This window comes from Paraburkholderia franconis (genome assembly GCF_009362735.1).
Taxonomy (GTDB): Bacteria; Pseudomonadota; Gammaproteobacteria; order Burkholderiales; family Burkholderiaceae; genus Paraburkholderia; species Paraburkholderia franconis.
This window is the reverse complement of the sequence record NZ_WHNP01000015.1, coordinates 92,383-108,821: the sequence shown is the minus strand read 5'-3', so window position 1 is coordinate 108,821 and position 16,439 is coordinate 92,383. Positions and strand designations below refer to the sequence as shown.

13 protein-coding genes are annotated in these 16,439 nt (G+C 60.8%); 1 reads left to right on the top strand and 12 read right to left on the bottom strand.

Features of this window, described 5'->3' with window-relative positions; all coding sequences use genetic code 11:
* Positions 1 to 7: 7 nt before the first annotated feature.
* The 12 genes from GCT13_RS18110 to GCT13_RS18060 all read right to left on the bottom strand — a co-directional run bounded on the left by GCT13_RS18110 (position 8) and on the right by GCT13_RS18060 (position 15,077).
* Entirely contained in the window at positions 8 to 2,356 is a 2,349-nt protein-coding gene (locus GCT13_RS18110; RefSeq protein WP_087737892.1) for a YjbH domain-containing protein, read from the bottom strand.
* Positions 2,357 to 2,481: 125 nt separating this feature from the next.
* Positions 2,482 to 2,781, bottom strand: coding sequence for a hypothetical protein (locus tag GCT13_RS18105; RefSeq protein ID WP_087737893.1), 300 nt, complete (start codon positions 2,779 to 2,781; stop codon positions 2,482 to 2,484).
* A gap of 424 nt (positions 2,782 to 3,205) precedes the next feature.
* Complete coding sequence (locus tag GCT13_RS18100; RefSeq protein ID WP_143811078.1) at positions 3,206 to 4,426, bottom strand: hypothetical protein; 1,221 nt, start codon at positions 4,424 to 4,426, stop codon at positions 3,206 to 3,208.
* A 41-nt stretch (positions 4,427 to 4,467) separates the two neighbouring features.
* Positions 4,468 to 5,574 (bottom strand): polysaccharide biosynthesis/export family protein, encoded by a 1,107-nt coding sequence (locus tag GCT13_RS18095; protein WP_160111781.1) that lies wholly within the window; start codon positions 5,572 to 5,574, stop codon positions 4,468 to 4,470.
* Between the two features lie 119 nt (positions 5,575 to 5,693).
* Positions 5,694 to 6,887: a hypothetical protein gene (locus GCT13_RS48405; protein ID WP_160111782.1), complete on the bottom strand. Its 1,194-nt coding sequence runs from the start codon at positions 6,885 to 6,887 to the stop codon at positions 5,694 to 5,696.
* Positions 6,884 to 8,233: an oligosaccharide flippase family protein gene (locus GCT13_RS18090; RefSeq protein ID WP_087737896.1), complete on the bottom strand. Its 1,350-nt coding sequence runs from the start codon at positions 8,231 to 8,233 to the stop codon at positions 6,884 to 6,886. Before GCT13_RS18090 ends, GCT13_RS48405 begins: the two co-directional genes overlap by 4 nt.
* Before the next feature lies 1 nt (position 8,234).
* Positions 8,235 to 9,512: a UDP-N-acetyl-D-mannosamine dehydrogenase gene (gene wecC / locus GCT13_RS18085; protein ID WP_087737952.1), complete on the bottom strand. Its 1,278-nt coding sequence runs from the start codon at positions 9,510 to 9,512 to the stop codon at positions 8,235 to 8,237.
* A 41-nt stretch (positions 9,513 to 9,553) separates the two neighbouring features.
* Complete coding sequence (locus tag GCT13_RS18080) at positions 9,554 to 11,758, bottom strand: GNVR domain-containing protein (protein WP_160111783.1); 2,205 nt, start codon at positions 11,756 to 11,758, stop codon at positions 9,554 to 9,556.
* The gene (locus GCT13_RS18075; RefSeq protein ID WP_087737898.1) at positions 11,751 to 12,206 is read right to left on the bottom strand and encodes an arsenate reductase/protein-tyrosine-phosphatase family protein; all 456 of its coding nucleotides are present in this window, start codon (positions 12,204 to 12,206) and stop codon (positions 11,751 to 11,753) included. The genes GCT13_RS18080 and GCT13_RS18075 overlap by 8 nt, the downstream gene beginning before the upstream one ends.
* Before the next feature lie 65 nt (positions 12,207 to 12,271).
* Positions 12,272 to 12,796: an acyltransferase gene (locus GCT13_RS18070; protein WP_152760314.1), complete on the bottom strand. Its 525-nt coding sequence runs from the start codon at positions 12,794 to 12,796 to the stop codon at positions 12,272 to 12,274.
* Positions 12,796 to 13,938, bottom strand: coding sequence for a glycosyltransferase family 4 protein (locus GCT13_RS18065; protein WP_160111784.1), 1,143 nt, complete (start codon positions 13,936 to 13,938; stop codon positions 12,796 to 12,798). The genes GCT13_RS18070 and GCT13_RS18065 overlap by 1 nt, the downstream gene beginning before the upstream one ends.
* A gap of 32 nt (positions 13,939 to 13,970) precedes the next feature.
* Positions 13,971 to 15,077: an MraY family glycosyltransferase gene (locus tag GCT13_RS18060; RefSeq protein ID WP_087737900.1), complete on the bottom strand. Its 1,107-nt coding sequence runs from the start codon at positions 15,075 to 15,077 to the stop codon at positions 13,971 to 13,973.
* Between the two features lie 644 nt (positions 15,078 to 15,721).
* Between GCT13_RS18060 and GCT13_RS18055 the strand changes: the two genes are divergently transcribed.
* Positions 15,722 to 16,435, top strand: a complete 714-nt coding sequence (locus GCT13_RS18055; RefSeq protein WP_160111786.1) for a response regulator transcription factor — start codon at positions 15,722 to 15,724, stop codon at positions 16,433 to 16,435.
* Positions 16,436 to 16,439 lie beyond the last annotated feature (4 nt).

Genomic DNA, 16,439 nt, shown 5'->3' with positions numbered 1-16,439 from the left:
AAGGAAGTTACTGACAACCATTGAGCTGTTGGGCCTGAGCACCTGTCGCCCGATAGAAATTCGCACACGCCACGCGCCCCTTCGTCGCGCCGATCGCAGATACCGCGCCTGACGAGCGTGACACCGTCACCAATCCGGTCGGCGCAGCGGCGTAGCGCTCGTATGCGTCCCGCATGCGCTTCAACTGGGTCGCAAAATACTGTGCGCTGAAGCGACCCTCGTTCAGCAGCATCTTCTGCGTGCCATAAGCAAAGCCGAGATTTTCAACCGCGTTCGGAGCGACATAATTGGGGGCGCCGACGCGGGTGCGGAAGTCGAGAGCGAAGTGGTCAGCGCCATCGATCTGCGTGATGCCGGGTTTCATGCCCTGTCGCGGGGTCAGCGGGAAGCCGATGGCGAGGCCCGCATAAGTACCCTGTCCGCTATGCTCGGCATGCACACTAAACGAAACGTCGTCAAACCAGCGCGTGAAGGTAATCAATGGTCCCTTGTCTCCGCCGACAAAACGCGCCGCGCCGGCTTCGACCCAAAGCTTCCAGGCGGGCTGCACCCAGCGATACGTGAGTGATGCATTGATCTCATGCGGCAGGTGGTCGGTACCCGGCTGCTGATGCAGATACGCGAGACGTAATCGCACCAGATCGGGGTGGCCCGGAACGAATAAAGTCGTTTCGTTTTCGGCACCCACGTAGTGGAAATCGAACTTGCCGACTGCCAGCACGTTCAAGACCTGCGGCGCGATCCAGAAACTCTGTGCGAGGGCGGCATCTGACAAGCCAGCCTGCAACCTGTATTTGCTGTAGACGCGGCCGTCATCCATGTTCGCCGTGTGATAGATGGGCGCCACGTAGCTGCCGATCAGCTCAGCACCCTTCCACAGCGGTATGTGGCCCACAACGTTGACGCCGATCGACGCATCCAAATTCCCGTATTCGGTGCCGAACAGATAACTCGCGATCGGCCTGACCTCAAGGCGCGTAAGACCATGTCGGTGCTCGTCCCCGTGCCATTCGACAGAATTCGCATCGTAGTCGGGTCGCAAGCGCATCGTCATCGATATAGCCAGATCGCCAGGCGTACCGCTCACGAGGAACTGCGCATAGGCATCGCGAGTGACAGTCAGCTCCCCCAATATCTGGTTATCTTTCTTGATTACCGCGTGGATCCGTTCCACTTCGCGCGGCGCACCCGCGCTAGCCACACCGAGCACGATGCCAAGCGCGTCAGCTTCGTTCTGGTTGTAGCGGTGATTTTCGTATTCGACGATCAGGTCACGCTCGCGGACACCCACGCGCACACGTTCCAGTCCCGCAGCAAACAGCTGCGCGGCGACGGTATCGAGCGCTGCCGTTTCGTCGACAACGGAATCGGATTTCGCGGGCTCCGGCAATTGCGCGACCCGCTCCCTTCCGGACCACACGTCATCGACGCCTGCAAGCGTCAATCGGGTAGCTGGACGCGTCGGCGCAACGGCGAAATCGCGGTCCGCGATGTCAACGTGCGACGCGGGCGGTAGTTCGGCTGCCAGGCCCCGCATGTCTGGCGGCAGCGCACCCGCATGCGCAGCAAGGTTGTCCTCTACACCGATGTTTGCTGGCAGATTCGAGTCCGCGGGCGTGTGTTCGACGGGTGAAGCGTCAAAGCGGTGTCCAAGCGGAATCTGCACGCCAACCGAGAATGAAGTGCGCGGAGCAACGCCGTACGTCGAACGCAGCGACCGCAACACCGTTCCAACGAAGCTCGCGCCGGCAAGCCAACTGACTCCGGGTGACTGGTAACGAAAACCCGCATAGGGCGTTTTCGAGTCGTCTTCCACGAGCAGCGACGCTCCGGTGTTCCAAAGCGATACCTCCGCACCACCAAAGATCCCGTTAAGGCGATCGCCCTGCCCGTAGCCAACGCTCAGTGTCGCAGGTCCGAAGCTCTGCGAGACGACACCGTATGTCGAACGGAAATAATGCGTCTGGCCGCCAACATCCGTCATGCCAAATGCGATCGCCGGCTGGTAGCGGAAAAACCGTGGAACCTGCACCTTGACGTCGGCCATCAGATGCCGGAACAAGAAATGATCAGCACCGGAGAAGGCCGCGGGCACGTTGCCCGGGTAATTGGCCAGCCCGCCTGACACCTCGACATAGGGCAAGAGACCCACCGCTCCCCAGTACATCTGCGCGCCGGTCGCGCGCGCACCGAAGCGGGGATCCAGAAAGTGGTTGTATTGAGCCTCCGCAGTCCCTTCTGGCAAAGCAAACGCATAAGGAATGACCAGCCCGCCTGCCTGCCCGAGCGAATTCAGCACAGGTGGAGCGGCCGCCTGTGCAGCCACCGAGAGCGTGAGAGCCACGGCGAGTGACATGGCGCTCAATGCGAATGGTTGGTGTCGTACGTGCACGCTTCGATGGTTTCCTAGCTATGGCGTCCGCAAGTGTATAGTCATACTAACTATATGGCACATGGCGCGTCAGGAACGATCAGCAAAGGTCAGAACAACGTGCCTTCATCACCCATGCGACTGAAGAAATGCACCGCTTCTTCCGGCGTCATCTTCATTCTGTAGCAAGTCTGAATATCTCGGATCGTTGCTTCGTCAATCGCATGGGGCCATTTCAGGACCCCCTCCTTCACTGCCAGAATCAACCACTCGTCGGTCCATTGCTGGACTTGGCGGATTTCCTCTTCCGACAGCAGATCGTGAAGGGAGCGGGTCGCAAACGACGCCCGGATCTGATCGTCGTGGTCGCGACTACGGCTCGTAGCGAGCAAAAATTTCGTCTTTGTCATTGCTTTGATGGCATCTCGTAGAATCCCTCGGCAAGGAAAATCGTACGGCGTCGCATTGCCGCATGCAGTGACGTCTGTCACTAGCTGACGCTCATAACTATCTGCCTGCTGCTTTTGCACCGCACGCGTTACTGCGATAGCTGCACTCTGCAAAGCGCGGCAGGTGTCTGGGATCAACCTGGTGCTTTGCGGCAAAGGACCTCACCCAGCGAGCAGCATTTTTGCCGTCGACTGCGATCTGTGTGACATCGGGATACTCGCCAAGCGAACCGCTCCCGGCGCTCCAGTCCAGATGCCCCTCGGCCAGACTGGAGATGGGAAGGAAGAGTTGATGCGCACTGCATAAGACTACCTGGCCACTGCGCTGCGGTTTCAGACGGCCATGCTGCAGCTACCTCACCTCAAAGCCTGAGCTGGATTCTTTTCAGCTACGCAGTGTCATACGCACATTGTTCACGCCCGTCTGACGATTTACGGCGCTGACTTCGACGCGATCTGCGCGTCCAGTAACAACGAAGAGCTCATTGCCGTATAGCGTCGCATGCGTCGCGTTGGCCAGTTGCGTAAAGCGCCAGACACGTGGCTTGTTCCAGACATAGTTCCCCGCGGCCCGGTAGTCCTGCACGGGTGCGAGTGCGTCGATCACAAACGAGCGCGGAAAGAACACGTTGTCTTCCAGCGTCAACCCGCGTAGGTTTCGCATGCCGTCGACCAGAATGCAGGTGACGGCCGCATCGGAATCGCCGCGTGCAAACGATTCGTCTCTACATGCGACGATCCGCACGTTGCCCATGATGTCAGAGAATCTGAACGTAGCTCGGGCTTGGCCGCGTGCGACGACGTAACAGTCCTCGATCTTGATCTGCTGCACCGTCGCGTCGGGCGGTGTGCCCGGGTCCTGCTCGAACCAGATTGCCGCGCCATCCCGTGCGTTGTAATAAACGGTCAGGTTGCCAAGCGTTGTAACGGTCAGCGGGCGCACGTGCGCATCCGTTTCGCGGAACTTCGACTTCAGGCCTAGTGAGTTGAAGGTCGTGAAATACAACGTCGCAAACCCGGCGTCGTTGCGATAGTCCCCCTGCCGGAAACTCCACACCTCGCCCGCATAGTTGTACAACGCCGCGCAGGTGAACCGCCCATAGCAGCGCACGTTCTCGAAGGAATGGCCATAACTTTCGTTGGCGCCTGCCACGCGCGAAGCGAAGACCGCACTGCGCGGCGCGTCGGAAGGCAAGCCCGCAAACGTCAGGTTGCGCAATACGAGGCCCGACGTGCCGGATATATCCAGTCCCTGCGACGCGGTACCACGCACGATGAAGTTCGCGTGGCCAGGCACAGGCTGGTGCGTAGTATTGGTTCCCTCGATGATGAGACCGCCGTAGTAGAGACCTGTCAGATCGAGGTCGGTAATCACGTGATTCGCACCAACAAGCACTCGCCGGCAGCGCGCGCGTGCCGCATAGGACAGGCAACGCTGGATTGCCTCACTATCGTCAGTCCGGCCGTCGCCCACGGCGCCGAATTTATAAACCGACACACCGTCGCCGGACGGTGTCTGGGGCTGCTGCGTGCCAGCGCGCGCAGGTAACACGGATGCGCCCGCCATCAGTGAGCCAAACAGAAAACGCCGGCGTTTTACTTGCATGTCGTGCTCCTTCGCGATGGTCGCTGAGATTCCCATGCGCATTACATGCCTAGGGTCTTGATATTTGCCAGGCCACCGGCGAACGGCACCAGTTGCGATACGACCCGGCCGAATCGCGTGACGCTCGCCGTATCGAGGTAAATTATGTCGCGCGGCGACAGCACGATCTGATCGGCGAGCGCGACCGCGACAGGTGACGAACAGTCGAGATGGAACACTGTGGTCGTATCGGGGCCGCTTGCCCGCACGAGGTACAGCTGCCTGGCGTTCGAGGTCAGCGGGTTCATTCCGCCCCCATCGTTCAACGCTTCAGCCAGGGTATACGGACCGTCAGTCGGCATCGGAATCGACAACGGTTTGGCGACTTCGCCCATCAGGAACACCTTTTTGATGCGCCGGTTAGGAATGTCGATGATGTCCCCATCGACGAGCCGCAGATTATTGCGCATATCCCCACGATACAGCAGCCGATAAAGGTCCACTGAGATCTGCACGTGTCCCCGGGTGAGCGTCGCGCCGGCCAGGTCGGCGTCGGGCGTCACGCCACCGGAAAGCCCGATTGCATCGGCGACGTTCAAGGGCACGTCAGTTAAAGGTAGTACCTCGGGCTGCCTGACTTCGCCTGTCACGTACACCTTCTGGCTCCGAAAGCTCATTACGGTCACGTCGAGCTGGGGCGCACGCACGTAGCGTGAAATGCCCAACGTCAGCTCACGGCGAATTTCCGGCACCGACTTGCCCGCAACGCGCAACGCACCAACATACGGGTAGTAGATCGTCCCGTCCGCCTGTACAACCCGTCCGAGCGCGTCGCCGCCATTGGCGGACGCGACCGCCTGTGCGGCAAGCGACTGTGCACTGCCCAGCTGCGTCCCTCCCGCGACCTGTGCGCCGATGCCCGGGTTGTTCAGCTCCGGATGATCCCATACAACGACATGCAGTACGTCACCCGCCCCCACCCGATACTTATAAACGTCGTTCGGCTGCGCGAGATCCGTCGCCGATACAGGCGCCGCCGGACGCAAGGGCGTCGACGCGACCGAGTTTACGCCCGCGACCGTAAGCGGCAACAGCACATAGTGCTGACCGTTGACAACGAGGTGGTCGCCGCCCTGCGTCTGCGTGGCCGGACCGGGATTGAATCGCATGCCCGGGGCGGCTGCACAGCCGGCCAGGACGACACACAATAGAGAGGCAAGAGTGACAGCAATCTGTTTCATGAATGCTAGGTTCTGGAAAATATGAGCCTGTGCGGAAACCGCATCCGCTAACGCGCACGTTGCATTGCTCCAACGGATGCGATTCTGAGAAAGCCGTATACCGCGATCGAGAGCCAGATCGCCGTCGTGATTGAATTGGTTGCATTTGCCGCCGCTCCGCGAATCACGAAGAAACACACCCAGCACACCTGCGGAAGGAACGCTGCAAGGGTGAGCGGATCGCGCAACACCAGCCATTTGAGTCCGCGAATAAGCACGGCCCATACTGCGCCGTACGCTACCCCCATATAACCGTGTGCTGCGAATGAATCCGCGTACCAGGTGAACGGCATGTGATAGAACCCATCGGGTGTGGTGAAACCGAAAAAATCCTGCGCAAAGCGGATAGCCGGGTCGAGCGAATCGAGGTCAATCTTCGCGAAGAAATTGACGAAGCCAATAGCGAATCCGATCAGCGGCGATACCGTATGCTGGTCGTTGCCGCTGTAAGAATAGAAGACCACGTGCAGTCCATGGACGAGAAATATCTCGGGTAGTGCCAATTCCCCGCTTGAGCGCAGAAACAGTAGCGCAAACGCAGCAGTGAGCAGCACGCCACCGTACAGCGCAAGCTTCTTGCCGAGATCGCGGTCCGAGTTCGCCAGTGACAGGATCGCGAGCGGCAGCAATGGCATCTGCAAAAACGAGCGCACGCCTGTCTTGAAGCAGAAATACGCATAAACCAGCAGCACAGTCGCGAGATACAGATAGCTGCGGCGCAGATAGGCTGTTACGAGAGAGGACGTACCGACGATCAGCAGTACCCAGCCATAGGCGACGCCGCGAAACGACACATAGCCGGCGTAATCGAACGAGCTCGATTCGAAGAAGTAAAGCACCGCGCCGATTATGAACAGGCCGAAATAGACGTTGGTAACCAGGCCCATATCGATGTCTGTCAGGCGCTGCGCCAGTTCGAAGGGCCGGGCGCCCACCGACAACACCACGAGAAACAGTGTGTTGAAGGTGGCTGCATACAGACTTACCTGCACAAAGGTGCGTTCGTCGATTTCGTAGATCTTGCCGGTGAATCCTTCCTGATGGATGAACACACCGCCCAGATGGAATACAAGGACGAGGAACGCGTAATAGCTCGCCACCAGTGCAAAGAAGCCGCAGAACCGGTCACGCCGCACGAGCCATACCGACCCGACAAGCGTGCACACGAGGTTGAGCACATCGACGAAGACCGCGCTGCTCATGCGGGTCTCCCGTGGCGCTCGCCGGCGGCCGCTTCACGCACATGCCGACGCAAAAAACCGAGATGAATCAGTGTGTGCACCACATATGCGACCACGAGTCCTTGCGCAAGGCCCAGCGCGCCCACACGCGGCACCTGCCAGCTCGCCCAGCCGAGATAGATGGCGCTCCACAGCAGGTTCACGAAGAGACCGATCCATAAACGGTTGCTCGCCGTCATGATCTGGCCGATTGCCGCGTTAAGACCGTTTGCCGCCGCAGCCACCGCAAGCCAGCGCAGCAGCGGAGCGGCGTCGCGGTAGGCGGCCCCATACAGCGCCATCAGCCGCCCTGCGACAAGTCCTACTACCAGCGAAGACGCGCACGCGACGAGCGTATTGGCGACGATGCTGTGACGTGTCAGCAACGCGAAGCCGTGGCCATCGCCCGATGCGCGCATCCGCGACAGTACAGGCAGCACCGTCCCGGCGATGACCGCCGGAATGAAAGTCAGGCCGATATACCACTGATAAGCAGCATTGAACTGCCCCACCTGTGCAAAGCCAGCGGGCGTACTCGCGAGCAACGACAGCGCGATCCAGTTGATCGGCGCCATCACGAGTGCACTCATTACGACCGGCGTGCCAAGCGCAACAAAGCGGCGGGTCTCGTCGCGCAGCCATGCCGTGCGTAACGCGCCGCGCCAGTCGATGCCCGCTCGTGCTACCCACACACCATAAAACGACCACGCGCCCGTCACGGCGATCAACGCACAGAGTGCACCTGCCGCGCCCGCAAGCCACGCGCAGAACGGGACGGTGCACGCGAGCGACAACGCGCTGCTGGTCGTCATCAGCGCATTCGTACGAAAGCGCTCCAGCCCGTTCAGTGCGCCCTGCACCACGCCCTGTACGATCGCTGGCACGACGGCCAGTGACCCAAGCTCAAGCAGACCGCGCATCGCCGCGTGATGAAAATGCCACAATGCGAGTAGCGGCGCGACCAGTGCAAGCGCGACACCCGAAAGCCCAGCATAGCCAAACGCGCTCATTCCGACGACCACCACGCCGACGTCCCGACGCGACTCGATTGCGCCATGAAAGTCCCCCAGATATTTGCTGGCGGCCAGCCCCAGGCCGCTTGTCGAGAGACTGGCGACCGAAGTGACTGTGGCCAGTACCAGCACGTACTCGCCGTAGCGCGCCGGACCGAGGATGCGCGCAAGAAGCACTGCTGAGACAAGCGCCGCGATTCGCCCGGCGAGCGCGCCGCCAACGCTCCAGCCGGCATTGCTGGTGAGCCTTGCAAACGACGGGCTGCGCGTGAGGTTTGCGATTCGCGCAATGGCCGGAACTCGAATGCCGCGCACGTTATTGCCACAGTCCCTTCGTGTCGACGATCGTCTTGCCGGTCAACTGGGCAAGATCGAGCGACAGAAATGCACGATGCTTGACGAGCACGACGCACACGTCCGCCATCGCTATGGCTGCGTCCGCTTCGATGAGCCATGCGTTCGGGCCCTGCAGCTCCGCCGGCAGCGTATCGATATGCGGTTCTGCAATCAGCAGCTGGCAGCCGGGTTCGCGCATCAGCGCATGGGCGATCGCAACTGCCGGACTTTCGCGCAGGTCGTCGACATCTGGCTTGAATGCCAGCCCCATCACCGCGATGCACACGTTTTCGACGGGGCCCTTCTCGCGATGGCCTGCAATCGCGCGGCGCACCTTATCGAGCACCCACTGCGGTTTGTAGTCGTTGACTTCGCGCGCCTTGCGGATCAGACGTGACTCATCTGGCGCGCCACTCACGATGAACCACGGATCGACCGCGATGCAATGCCCACCGACGCCTGGTCCCGGCTCAAGAATATTCACGCGCGGGTGACGGTTCGCGAGACGGATCAGCGTCCAGACATCCACATTGAAGCGCGCCGCGACCAGCGAGAGCTCATTCGCAAATGCAATGTTCACGTCCCGAAAACTGTTCTCAGACAGCTTGCACAGTTCGGCCGTACGCACATCCGTCACCGCGCAATCGCCCTCCACAAAGCGACGGTAAAACGCCGCTGCGCGATGCGCGCACGCAGGCGTGATACCGCCAATTACGCGATCGTTCTTCACGAGTTCGATGCAGGTGCGACCAGGCAGTACGCGCTCGGGACAATAGGCGACGAACACATCGGGCGTCGCGGTGTCGCCCCGGTGCGGGAACGTGAGATCGGGCCGCGCATGCGCGAGCCACTCGCACATCTGCTCCGTCGCACCGACCGGGCAGGTCGATTCCAGGACAACGAGATCGCCCCGCTTGAGCACTGGCGCAACCGACAGAGCCGCGCTGCGCACATACTTCAGGTCCGGAACGTGACCGTCGGTGAACGGCGTGGGCACGGCGATCAGGAACACTGATGCCGGTTCCGGCAGGCGTGCCACACTGAGCATCTTGCGTTCCACTGCATGCGCGACCTGCTCGGCGAGCCCGGGCTCTTCGATGTGAATCGTGCCGCGCGAGACCGCCTCGATCACGCGGGCATCGATGTCGACGCCGAGCACGCGAATCGAGCGTTGGGCTGCGATCGCCGCCGTCGGCAGGCCGATATAACCAAGCCCGATTACACAGGCGTCGTACGTCGTCGTTTCTTCGGCTGCGATTGAACCGGCGGATGAGCCCGGCACGAGATTCAGTGTGCTCACTATTCCTCTCCGTACGTGTAGTAGCCGACGTACCGACGTCGACGGGATCCGTATTGACCGCGGCGCATGTCCATGTCGTTGTAGACGATGCCGCGCGGTGTAATGCCGCCTTGCCTGAGAGCCGCAATGGAATGTTCGAGCTCGCTCAGCGACGTCGCGCCTTCGCGTGCCACGACCAGCGACAAATCGGCATGGCTGCCCACAATGGCGGAATCCGCGACCGCCAGCACGGGCGGCGTGTCAACGATTACGTAGCGATAGCGGCTTCGCAAAGTGGCCAGCAACCCGGTGAAACGCGGCGACATCAGCAGATACGCCGGCGCCTCGGGATAGTCACCACAGGCGACGAAGTCCGGCAGCTGCGCGCCGCCCTTGCGGATGACCTCGTCGAGCTCTGCCTTCTCACGCAAAAACTCGGCGAGCCCCAGACTCCTCGGCAGGCCAAGCGCCTTGTGAAGACGCCCTCGCCGCAGATCACAGTCGACCAGCACAACCGACTCACCTGAGTTCGCGAGCAAGGTCGCCAGATTCAGCGAGACGAATGACTTGCCTACTCCGGGGCTCGGCCCGACAATCAGGATCAGGCCCTTGCCTGGGTCGAGCATCATGACCTGCAACGCGACCTGCAGGCTGCGCACGCTCTCGATAGCGGGCTCATTCGGGTAACGATGCGCCAGCACGGAATTGCCGTTGGCCGCGCGATCGAGCGCTTGCTGCCTGGGCGAGCGAGGGATCTGCGCCAGCACTGGCAAGCCGACCGACTCTTCAAGTGAGCCTGGATCGCGCACGCCTTCGAACACCGCCGACTTCAGGAACGCGACAGCCATGCCGAGGCCGAGGCCGCCAATCAGCGCGAATACCATCACAAGCGCCTTTTTTGGTTTCACCGGCCGCTCGGCTGCTACCGCGTAGTCGACCACCCGCACGTTGCCAACCTTGCCAGCGTGCGCGATGTCAAGCTCCTGCGACGCGTTCAGCAGGTTCATGTACAGATCGGTATCCACTTGCAGGTTGCGCACCAGTGTCACCTGCTGCTGCTCGAGTGCGGGCAGATCGGAGATCCGTTGCTGGAAACCCGTCAACTGCTTCTCCAGCGTGCCAATCTGCTGATCCAGTGCGCCGACAGCCGGGTTCAGCTCGGTGAAGCGCTGGTTCAGTTCGCTGCGCTTTTGCCGCAATTCGAGCAGTTTGGTCTGAGCGTCCACCGATTGCTCAAGCAGCAGCTTTGTCTGTTCGGCAAGATCAATCGTCCCGTATCGGTTGCGGTATGTATTGAAGGCGGTTTCCGAACGATCAAGCTGCTTTTTCAGTCGCGGCAGTTGACCATTCAGGAAATCAATCGTCCTGCGCGTTTCGAGCGCATGGTATTCGAGGTTCTGTGCAAGATATTCGGTGGCGATTGCGTTGAGCACCTGCGCCGTCTTCTGGCGATCGCGTCCGGTCAACGTGACGCCGATCACATCCGATTCGCGGCCAAGCTCCTGCACTGTCAGTTCGCGTTGCAGCCTGTCGATCACGTCGAGCCGTGAATAGCGGCGCAGCTCGAAGCGTTCGCCTGCGCGGGCGATCATTTTCGATACATGCAGTTCCACCGTACCGAGATCGTTGCTTAAGACGAGCGGCGTGCCGACCTGGCCAGTCGCGTTGACGTCCGCCTGGTCGCTCGCCAGCCGGAAACGACCGCCGCCAAGACTCAACAGCGTAAACCGCTTACCCTCGAGTTCGCCCGGAACGTTGAAGCGGTCGACCTCAAGCGTCTCGCCGCCCCATGCATAGCTGTCGAGCCCGAAGCGCGGCGCGCTGACTGATGTACCCGACGGTCGGACCTGGAGCCAGCGCCCCACCACAGGCAGCATGACCGGACGCGCGTCGATATACATCCGCAGCTTGTCGACGGCCGCCGAGACGACTAGCCGCGACCTGATAATCTCCATTTCGGCAGGTGCGCCGGCCTTCAGTTGCAGCGCCGACGAAAGGTCGCCGAGCAGGTTGCTCGATCCACCCGACTGGTCCTCGACCTGAATGACAAGATTCGATTCGTAGGTCGGCGGGACGATTAGCACATACACGACGCCCAGCATGACCACCACCGCTGCGGTGACAAGAATCAGTACCTTGTTGGTCAGCACGAGCTCAAGGTAGTACGACAGCTTTCGCGGCTGATCAGACGGCAGGAAAAAGCGTTCGCTTTTGGGTTCAGTCATGCTCGTGCACTCCATTGAGCGCAGCGATGCGCTGTACCCAGCCAGGCACACATGACCGGATTTGCTCGAAGCAACGTTGGATCACCTCGGCATTGCCGCCATGCGGATCGTCAATGTCCCCACCCGCTGACGCACCGTAAAGGAAGGTCTTTCCCGACGCGGCCGGGAAGCGCCGTTCGACCTCCCGCTTTTGTGCCGCCTCCATGACAAGCAGCAGGTCAGCGCGTGTGGCGTCGGCGCTGCCGATCTGCCAAGGCGCCCAATGTGGGCGCGACAGACCGTGCGCCATGAACAGCTCCCGAAGCACCGTCGGCGCGAGCACGCCGACGGCTGCATGCAGTCCGGCCGAACGCACTTCGCAGTCTGGCAGCGCATCTTGCAGCAAGGCCTCCGCAATGGGGCTGCGATACAGATTGCCCGTGCATACGACCAAAATATTCCTGATCATCAAACTCGTCCGACAGGTTGAACAATGACAACGACGCCAAAGGCAGCTTGGCAAACAGATGGTCCTCACGCCCTCATACGGATGACGCGCGCGGGGTTTCCGCCGACAATCGCGCCGGCAGGCACATCCTTCGTCACCACGCTGCCAGCTGCAACCACGGCGCCAGTGCCGATTCTCACGCCCGGTAGGACGATGCTGTTCGCTCCTATCCAGACATCGGCAGCGATCGTCACCCGGCGGCCCGCATGTCCGCTCGAAAACACCTTGCCCGGCAGCGGCGGTATGACGTGATTGGTAGACAGGATCTGCGTGCGATAGCCAATCAGCACGCGGTCTCCGATTTCCACTCCACCCGCCGTCGTAACCACGACACCAAGCGCAAAGTCGACGTCGTCGCCCACCGCGAGGTTGCGCCCCGGCATGATCCACACGCCTGGATAAAACACCGGCCGCCGGCCAATCGTTGCACCGAGCGCGCGCAATGCGAGCGCCTTTAGCGCGTTGCAGGCTCGCAGGCGCGGCAGCGCGAAGAGCATCGACAGCGCCGCCTCGACGCTTGCCACGAGCGCGTAGCGACCGGCGCGCATCATCAGCTCCACACGCCCTCCCCCGCAACGCAGGACAGCAACATCGCGCGAATCCGGTCGGCGCGCACTTCCTGACTGGCAAGAGCCTGCAAACGCTTTTTTCCATTTGCAACGAGACGCTCAAGCTCAACTTCGCCTTGCACGAACGCGAGCATCCTCGCCGCGATCTGCGCGACATCGTGTGGCTCACAGTAGAAAGCGCTGTCGCCACAGATCTCGCGCGCAAAGTCCCTGTCGCTGACAAGCAAAGGCACATTCGCCTTCCACGCTTCCATATAGTTATTGCTGTAACTCTCGAGGTCGCTCAGATTCACCAGTACGTCGGCTTCGTCGTAGACGTTCTGGATATCCCGCGACGCAACGGCTCCCCGAAAGTCGAAATGGGCAGCGGCCATCGGGTGCCCGTCGAGTTCGCTCGCAAGCGAGGCCGATTCGCAGCTGATCAGGAACCGGAAGCGCCCGGCCACGCCCGCGTCAATCAGCCGGTTCGCGACCGCCGGCAGACGCCATAGGTTCTTGTGTGGCGAGGCCCCGCTCAGAAACAGGAACGTGACCCGTTCCCTGTCAGCGCGTTCGCGCGGCGAGCCACGAACGTAGTCGGACGGAGCGGGTGGCAACACCTCCACCTTCGTCATCTCAAGACCGCAATGTGCGGCGACGCGCCGCTGCATCACCGATGTTTCGACGATGATCCGGTCTGCTGCAAGCAGGCGGCGGCGGCGCGCCGCGTTCTTGATTCGCTGGCGAACGGCGGCGCGCCACGGGAGATATCGCCAGTACGGCGACTCGGGATAGCAGATGATCGGATAAGCCACCCCGACCACGCTCTTCACTTCCGGACCATGCGGTAAACCCGCGCCGAACAATGTCTTGATGACGGTGATGCCGTTCCTGCGTATGAACGATTGCAACACAGTGCGCTCGAACCAGGCGCGCCTTAGCACTTGTGACGGGCACCGCAACTGATGTGACGTGGGGACCTTCAACGGGTAATGTGCCAACTCGCCAGAATCAGGCAGCAGAAAGAAGAGCCGCGCGCCTGGCCACTCACGTGCCGGCACGCTGTCGAGGAAATTGAGTGCAAGCTGGACGCCGCCACCCGTGCGGATCCCCGAGAAGTCGAACAGGATGCCAGGCGCCGGCATGGCAGCAGCTTTGGTATTTGCCGCGCGTCGCATCACAGCTCAATCCACGGACGTTGCACGAATCCCGTGACGGGCGAACCTGACCGATACAGAGAGCCATAGAGCGCGCTGTAAACCAGCACGAAGCCAGCAAGCCATGCCATCGCGGCGGGCTCATCGTCGTGCAGACACACCGCCGGCACGACGGCGCCTGCGTTCAGCGTCCATAGCACGATCGTCGTCAACGGGTTGCGCAAATCGCCCAGCCGCGTGTCAGTCGACCACGGTTGCAGTGCCACCCAGCGATATACCAGATGGTGCAGATGCCTTGCGTCCGGTTCAGCCGCCGGGGTGCGGCTGATAAACCTGCGGCGCGCGATGGAAAACAACGTTTCAGTGACCGGGTAACCGATCAGCAGCAGCACCGACCACGGGCTGATGGAGCGGTTGCGCACCACCAGCAGCAACGCAAGCTCCGCAACGACGAACCCCGCGAAATATGCGCCGCCGTCGCCGAGAAAGATCCGTCCCAGCGGGAAATTCCACATCATGAAGCCGAGCAGCGCGGCCACGCAGACGAGCGATAGCTCCACGATGACCATGTCGCCAGCCTCATAGCCCAGTGCGCCCATGCCGAGAAGAGCTGCGCAGCTCACGCCTGAGGCAAGCCCGTTGTAGCCGTCAATCAGATTGATAGCGTTCGACACACCTGCCACTGCCACGAGCGTCAACGGCATCGCAACGACCGCGAACTGCAAAAGATGATCGAAGGGCTCAATGCCGGTTCGTCCCACGCTCGCCGAAAGCAGCAGATAGCCGAGCAATGCAGACATCATCGACATCGCCAGACGCACCACCGGCACGACGGCTTTCGTCATGTCTTCGATCAGGCCCGAACCGAAAGCCGGCAACGAGCATGCCAGAACAAGGATCAACAGCTCATTCGATGCATCACTTTTGCCCAGCAAGCACGTGGTCCCCACGAAAAGCGCGAGGCTGCCGAATACCGCAACGCCACCCACGCGCGGCACCGACACGCCATGCACTTTTTGCACGCCGGCAAGATCGCTATCGCCCGTCAGTTTCAAATGCCAACCCCGAGTTTTGATCAGCGCGGCAGCGAATATAAAGGCTAGTGCAAAAACCGCTACAGGTTCCATGTTTGAACTCTTTCAATGCGTGTAAATGTGTGATGTCGAATTCGCAAAAACAGTATTTCAAACAACGACCCTCGTCAGACGGGCGCCAGTTTAAAGGCCTATTTTCGACCGTTATCCCATTGCGTCATTAATGATCGGAATTCGTCAGAAATCTTGAGCCATGAGCTTCTCGAGTGACGGTATTGCAATGCAAGGTCCACGACCAAAACGACGTCCGCGTCGGGATTAGCATGTAAAAGCGGTCGAATCGAAGCTGCGACGGAGCGGGCTGATACAAAATAGATAACCCGCACCAATGTGTGATATCCGTCACCCCCCGTTTTAGTCGAAGCAAGGAATAATTCAGCCCGACATTCCGAGGGCCGCACGCATCATTAAAAACGATTCAACAAGCGTGACTGGAGAATTTTTAGCGCATGGCCACCACCTAAAACGACGAATTAGCAACTGGCTACGGGGCATTACATGAAACAGAAAGCGACCATTTACGGGGCATTGAACGAAAATAAAACGGCGGCTGATTGGCGTCGCGCGGACGGGGATTGGCATCCCTTACCGCTACCTCATAAGACAAACGATCGATCTGCATGGACGGCATGGCTTCGCCAACAGTCATCTGGCCACACGTTTCGCGGCGTGCAGTGATGTTGATCGCCATTCTTGAGCGGGACCCTGCTACCCGCGCCCAGCTTGGCGCGACATTGCGCAAGGCTGGCCATCACGTCGCCGACGTTCCAGATGTCGCTACGCTCACCCGCCATCTTGCGGCACATCCCTGTGACATTGTCCTGGTCGGCAGTCACGAGTCGACTGACAATCGCGAGGCGACGATCGCGCGCTTACGCGCGCATCGACGGCTTGGCATCGCGGTGCTAGTGGACGCGCAGCAGCAGGACGCGCGCATCGCCGCGCTCGAAAGCGGCGCCGATGTCTGCGTGAGCCGCCCACATGACCCACGTGAACTCGTGGCGACCGTGGAGAGTCTGGCGCGCCGCATACGTGACACGCAGGACCGGCACATGCAGGACACTGATCCGCAGGACGCTGCGAAGCCTTCTGATGCCTGGCTGCTCGTATCGCGCAAATGGCTGCTGCTTTCGCCCGATGGCGAGCAGGTGCAACTGACGGCCACTGAATGCTCACTGCTTTCTGTACTTCTCACGCATGCTGGCAAACCGGTATCGCGCCGAGAAATCGTAGCCGCACTCGGTTACGACTATCGCCACTACGATGAGCGCCGACTTGAGGCACTCGTGAGCCGCCTGCGTCGAAAGCTGGGCAGGCGTCCGCAAGGCACGCCAATTCGTGTCGCGCATGGCTTCGGCTACGCATTCACCGCAACCGGACTTGTGTCATGAGGGC

Bases quoted from the DNA above. Each gene is read 5' to 3' on its own strand.
- GCT13_RS18105 (WP_087737893.1), bottom strand. From the start codon at position 2,781: ATGACAAAGACGAAATTTTTGCTCGCTACGAGCCGTAGTCGCGACCAC.
- GCT13_RS18110 (WP_087737892.1), bottom strand. From the start codon at position 2,356: ATGTCACTCGCCGTGGCTCTCACGCTCTCGGTGGCTGCACAGGCGGCC.
- GCT13_RS18095 (WP_160111781.1), bottom strand. From the start codon at position 5,574: ATGCGATTCAATCCCGGTCCGGCCACGCAGACGCAGGGCGGCGACCAC.
- GCT13_RS48405 (WP_160111782.1), bottom strand. From the start codon at position 6,887: ATGAGCAGCGCGGTCTTCGTCGATGTGCTCAACCTCGTGTGCACGCTT.
- GCT13_RS18080 (WP_160111783.1), bottom strand. From the start codon at position 11,758: ATGACTGAACCCAAAAGCGAACGCTTTTTCCTGCCGTCTGATCAGCCG.
- GCT13_RS18055 (WP_160111786.1), top strand. From the start codon at position 15,722: ATGTTGATCGCCATTCTTGAGCGGGACCCTGCTACCCGCGCCCAGCTT.
- GCT13_RS18060 (WP_087737900.1), bottom strand. From the start codon at position 15,077: ATGGAACCTGTAGCGGTTTTTGCACTAGCCTTTATATTCGCTGCCGCG.
- GCT13_RS18100 (WP_143811078.1), bottom strand. From the start codon at position 4,426: ATGCAAGTAAAACGCCGGCGTTTTCTGTTTGGCTCACTGATGGCGGGC.
- GCT13_RS18065 (WP_160111784.1), bottom strand. From the start codon at position 13,938: ATGCCGGCGCCTGGCATCCTGTTCGACTTCTCGGGGATCCGCACGGGT.
- GCT13_RS18075 (WP_087737898.1), bottom strand. From the start codon at position 12,206: ATGATCAGGAATATTTTGGTCGTATGCACGGGCAATCTGTATCGCAGC.
- GCT13_RS18070 (WP_152760314.1), bottom strand. From the start codon at position 12,796: ATGATGCGCGCCGGTCGCTACGCGCTCGTGGCAAGCGTCGAGGCGGCG.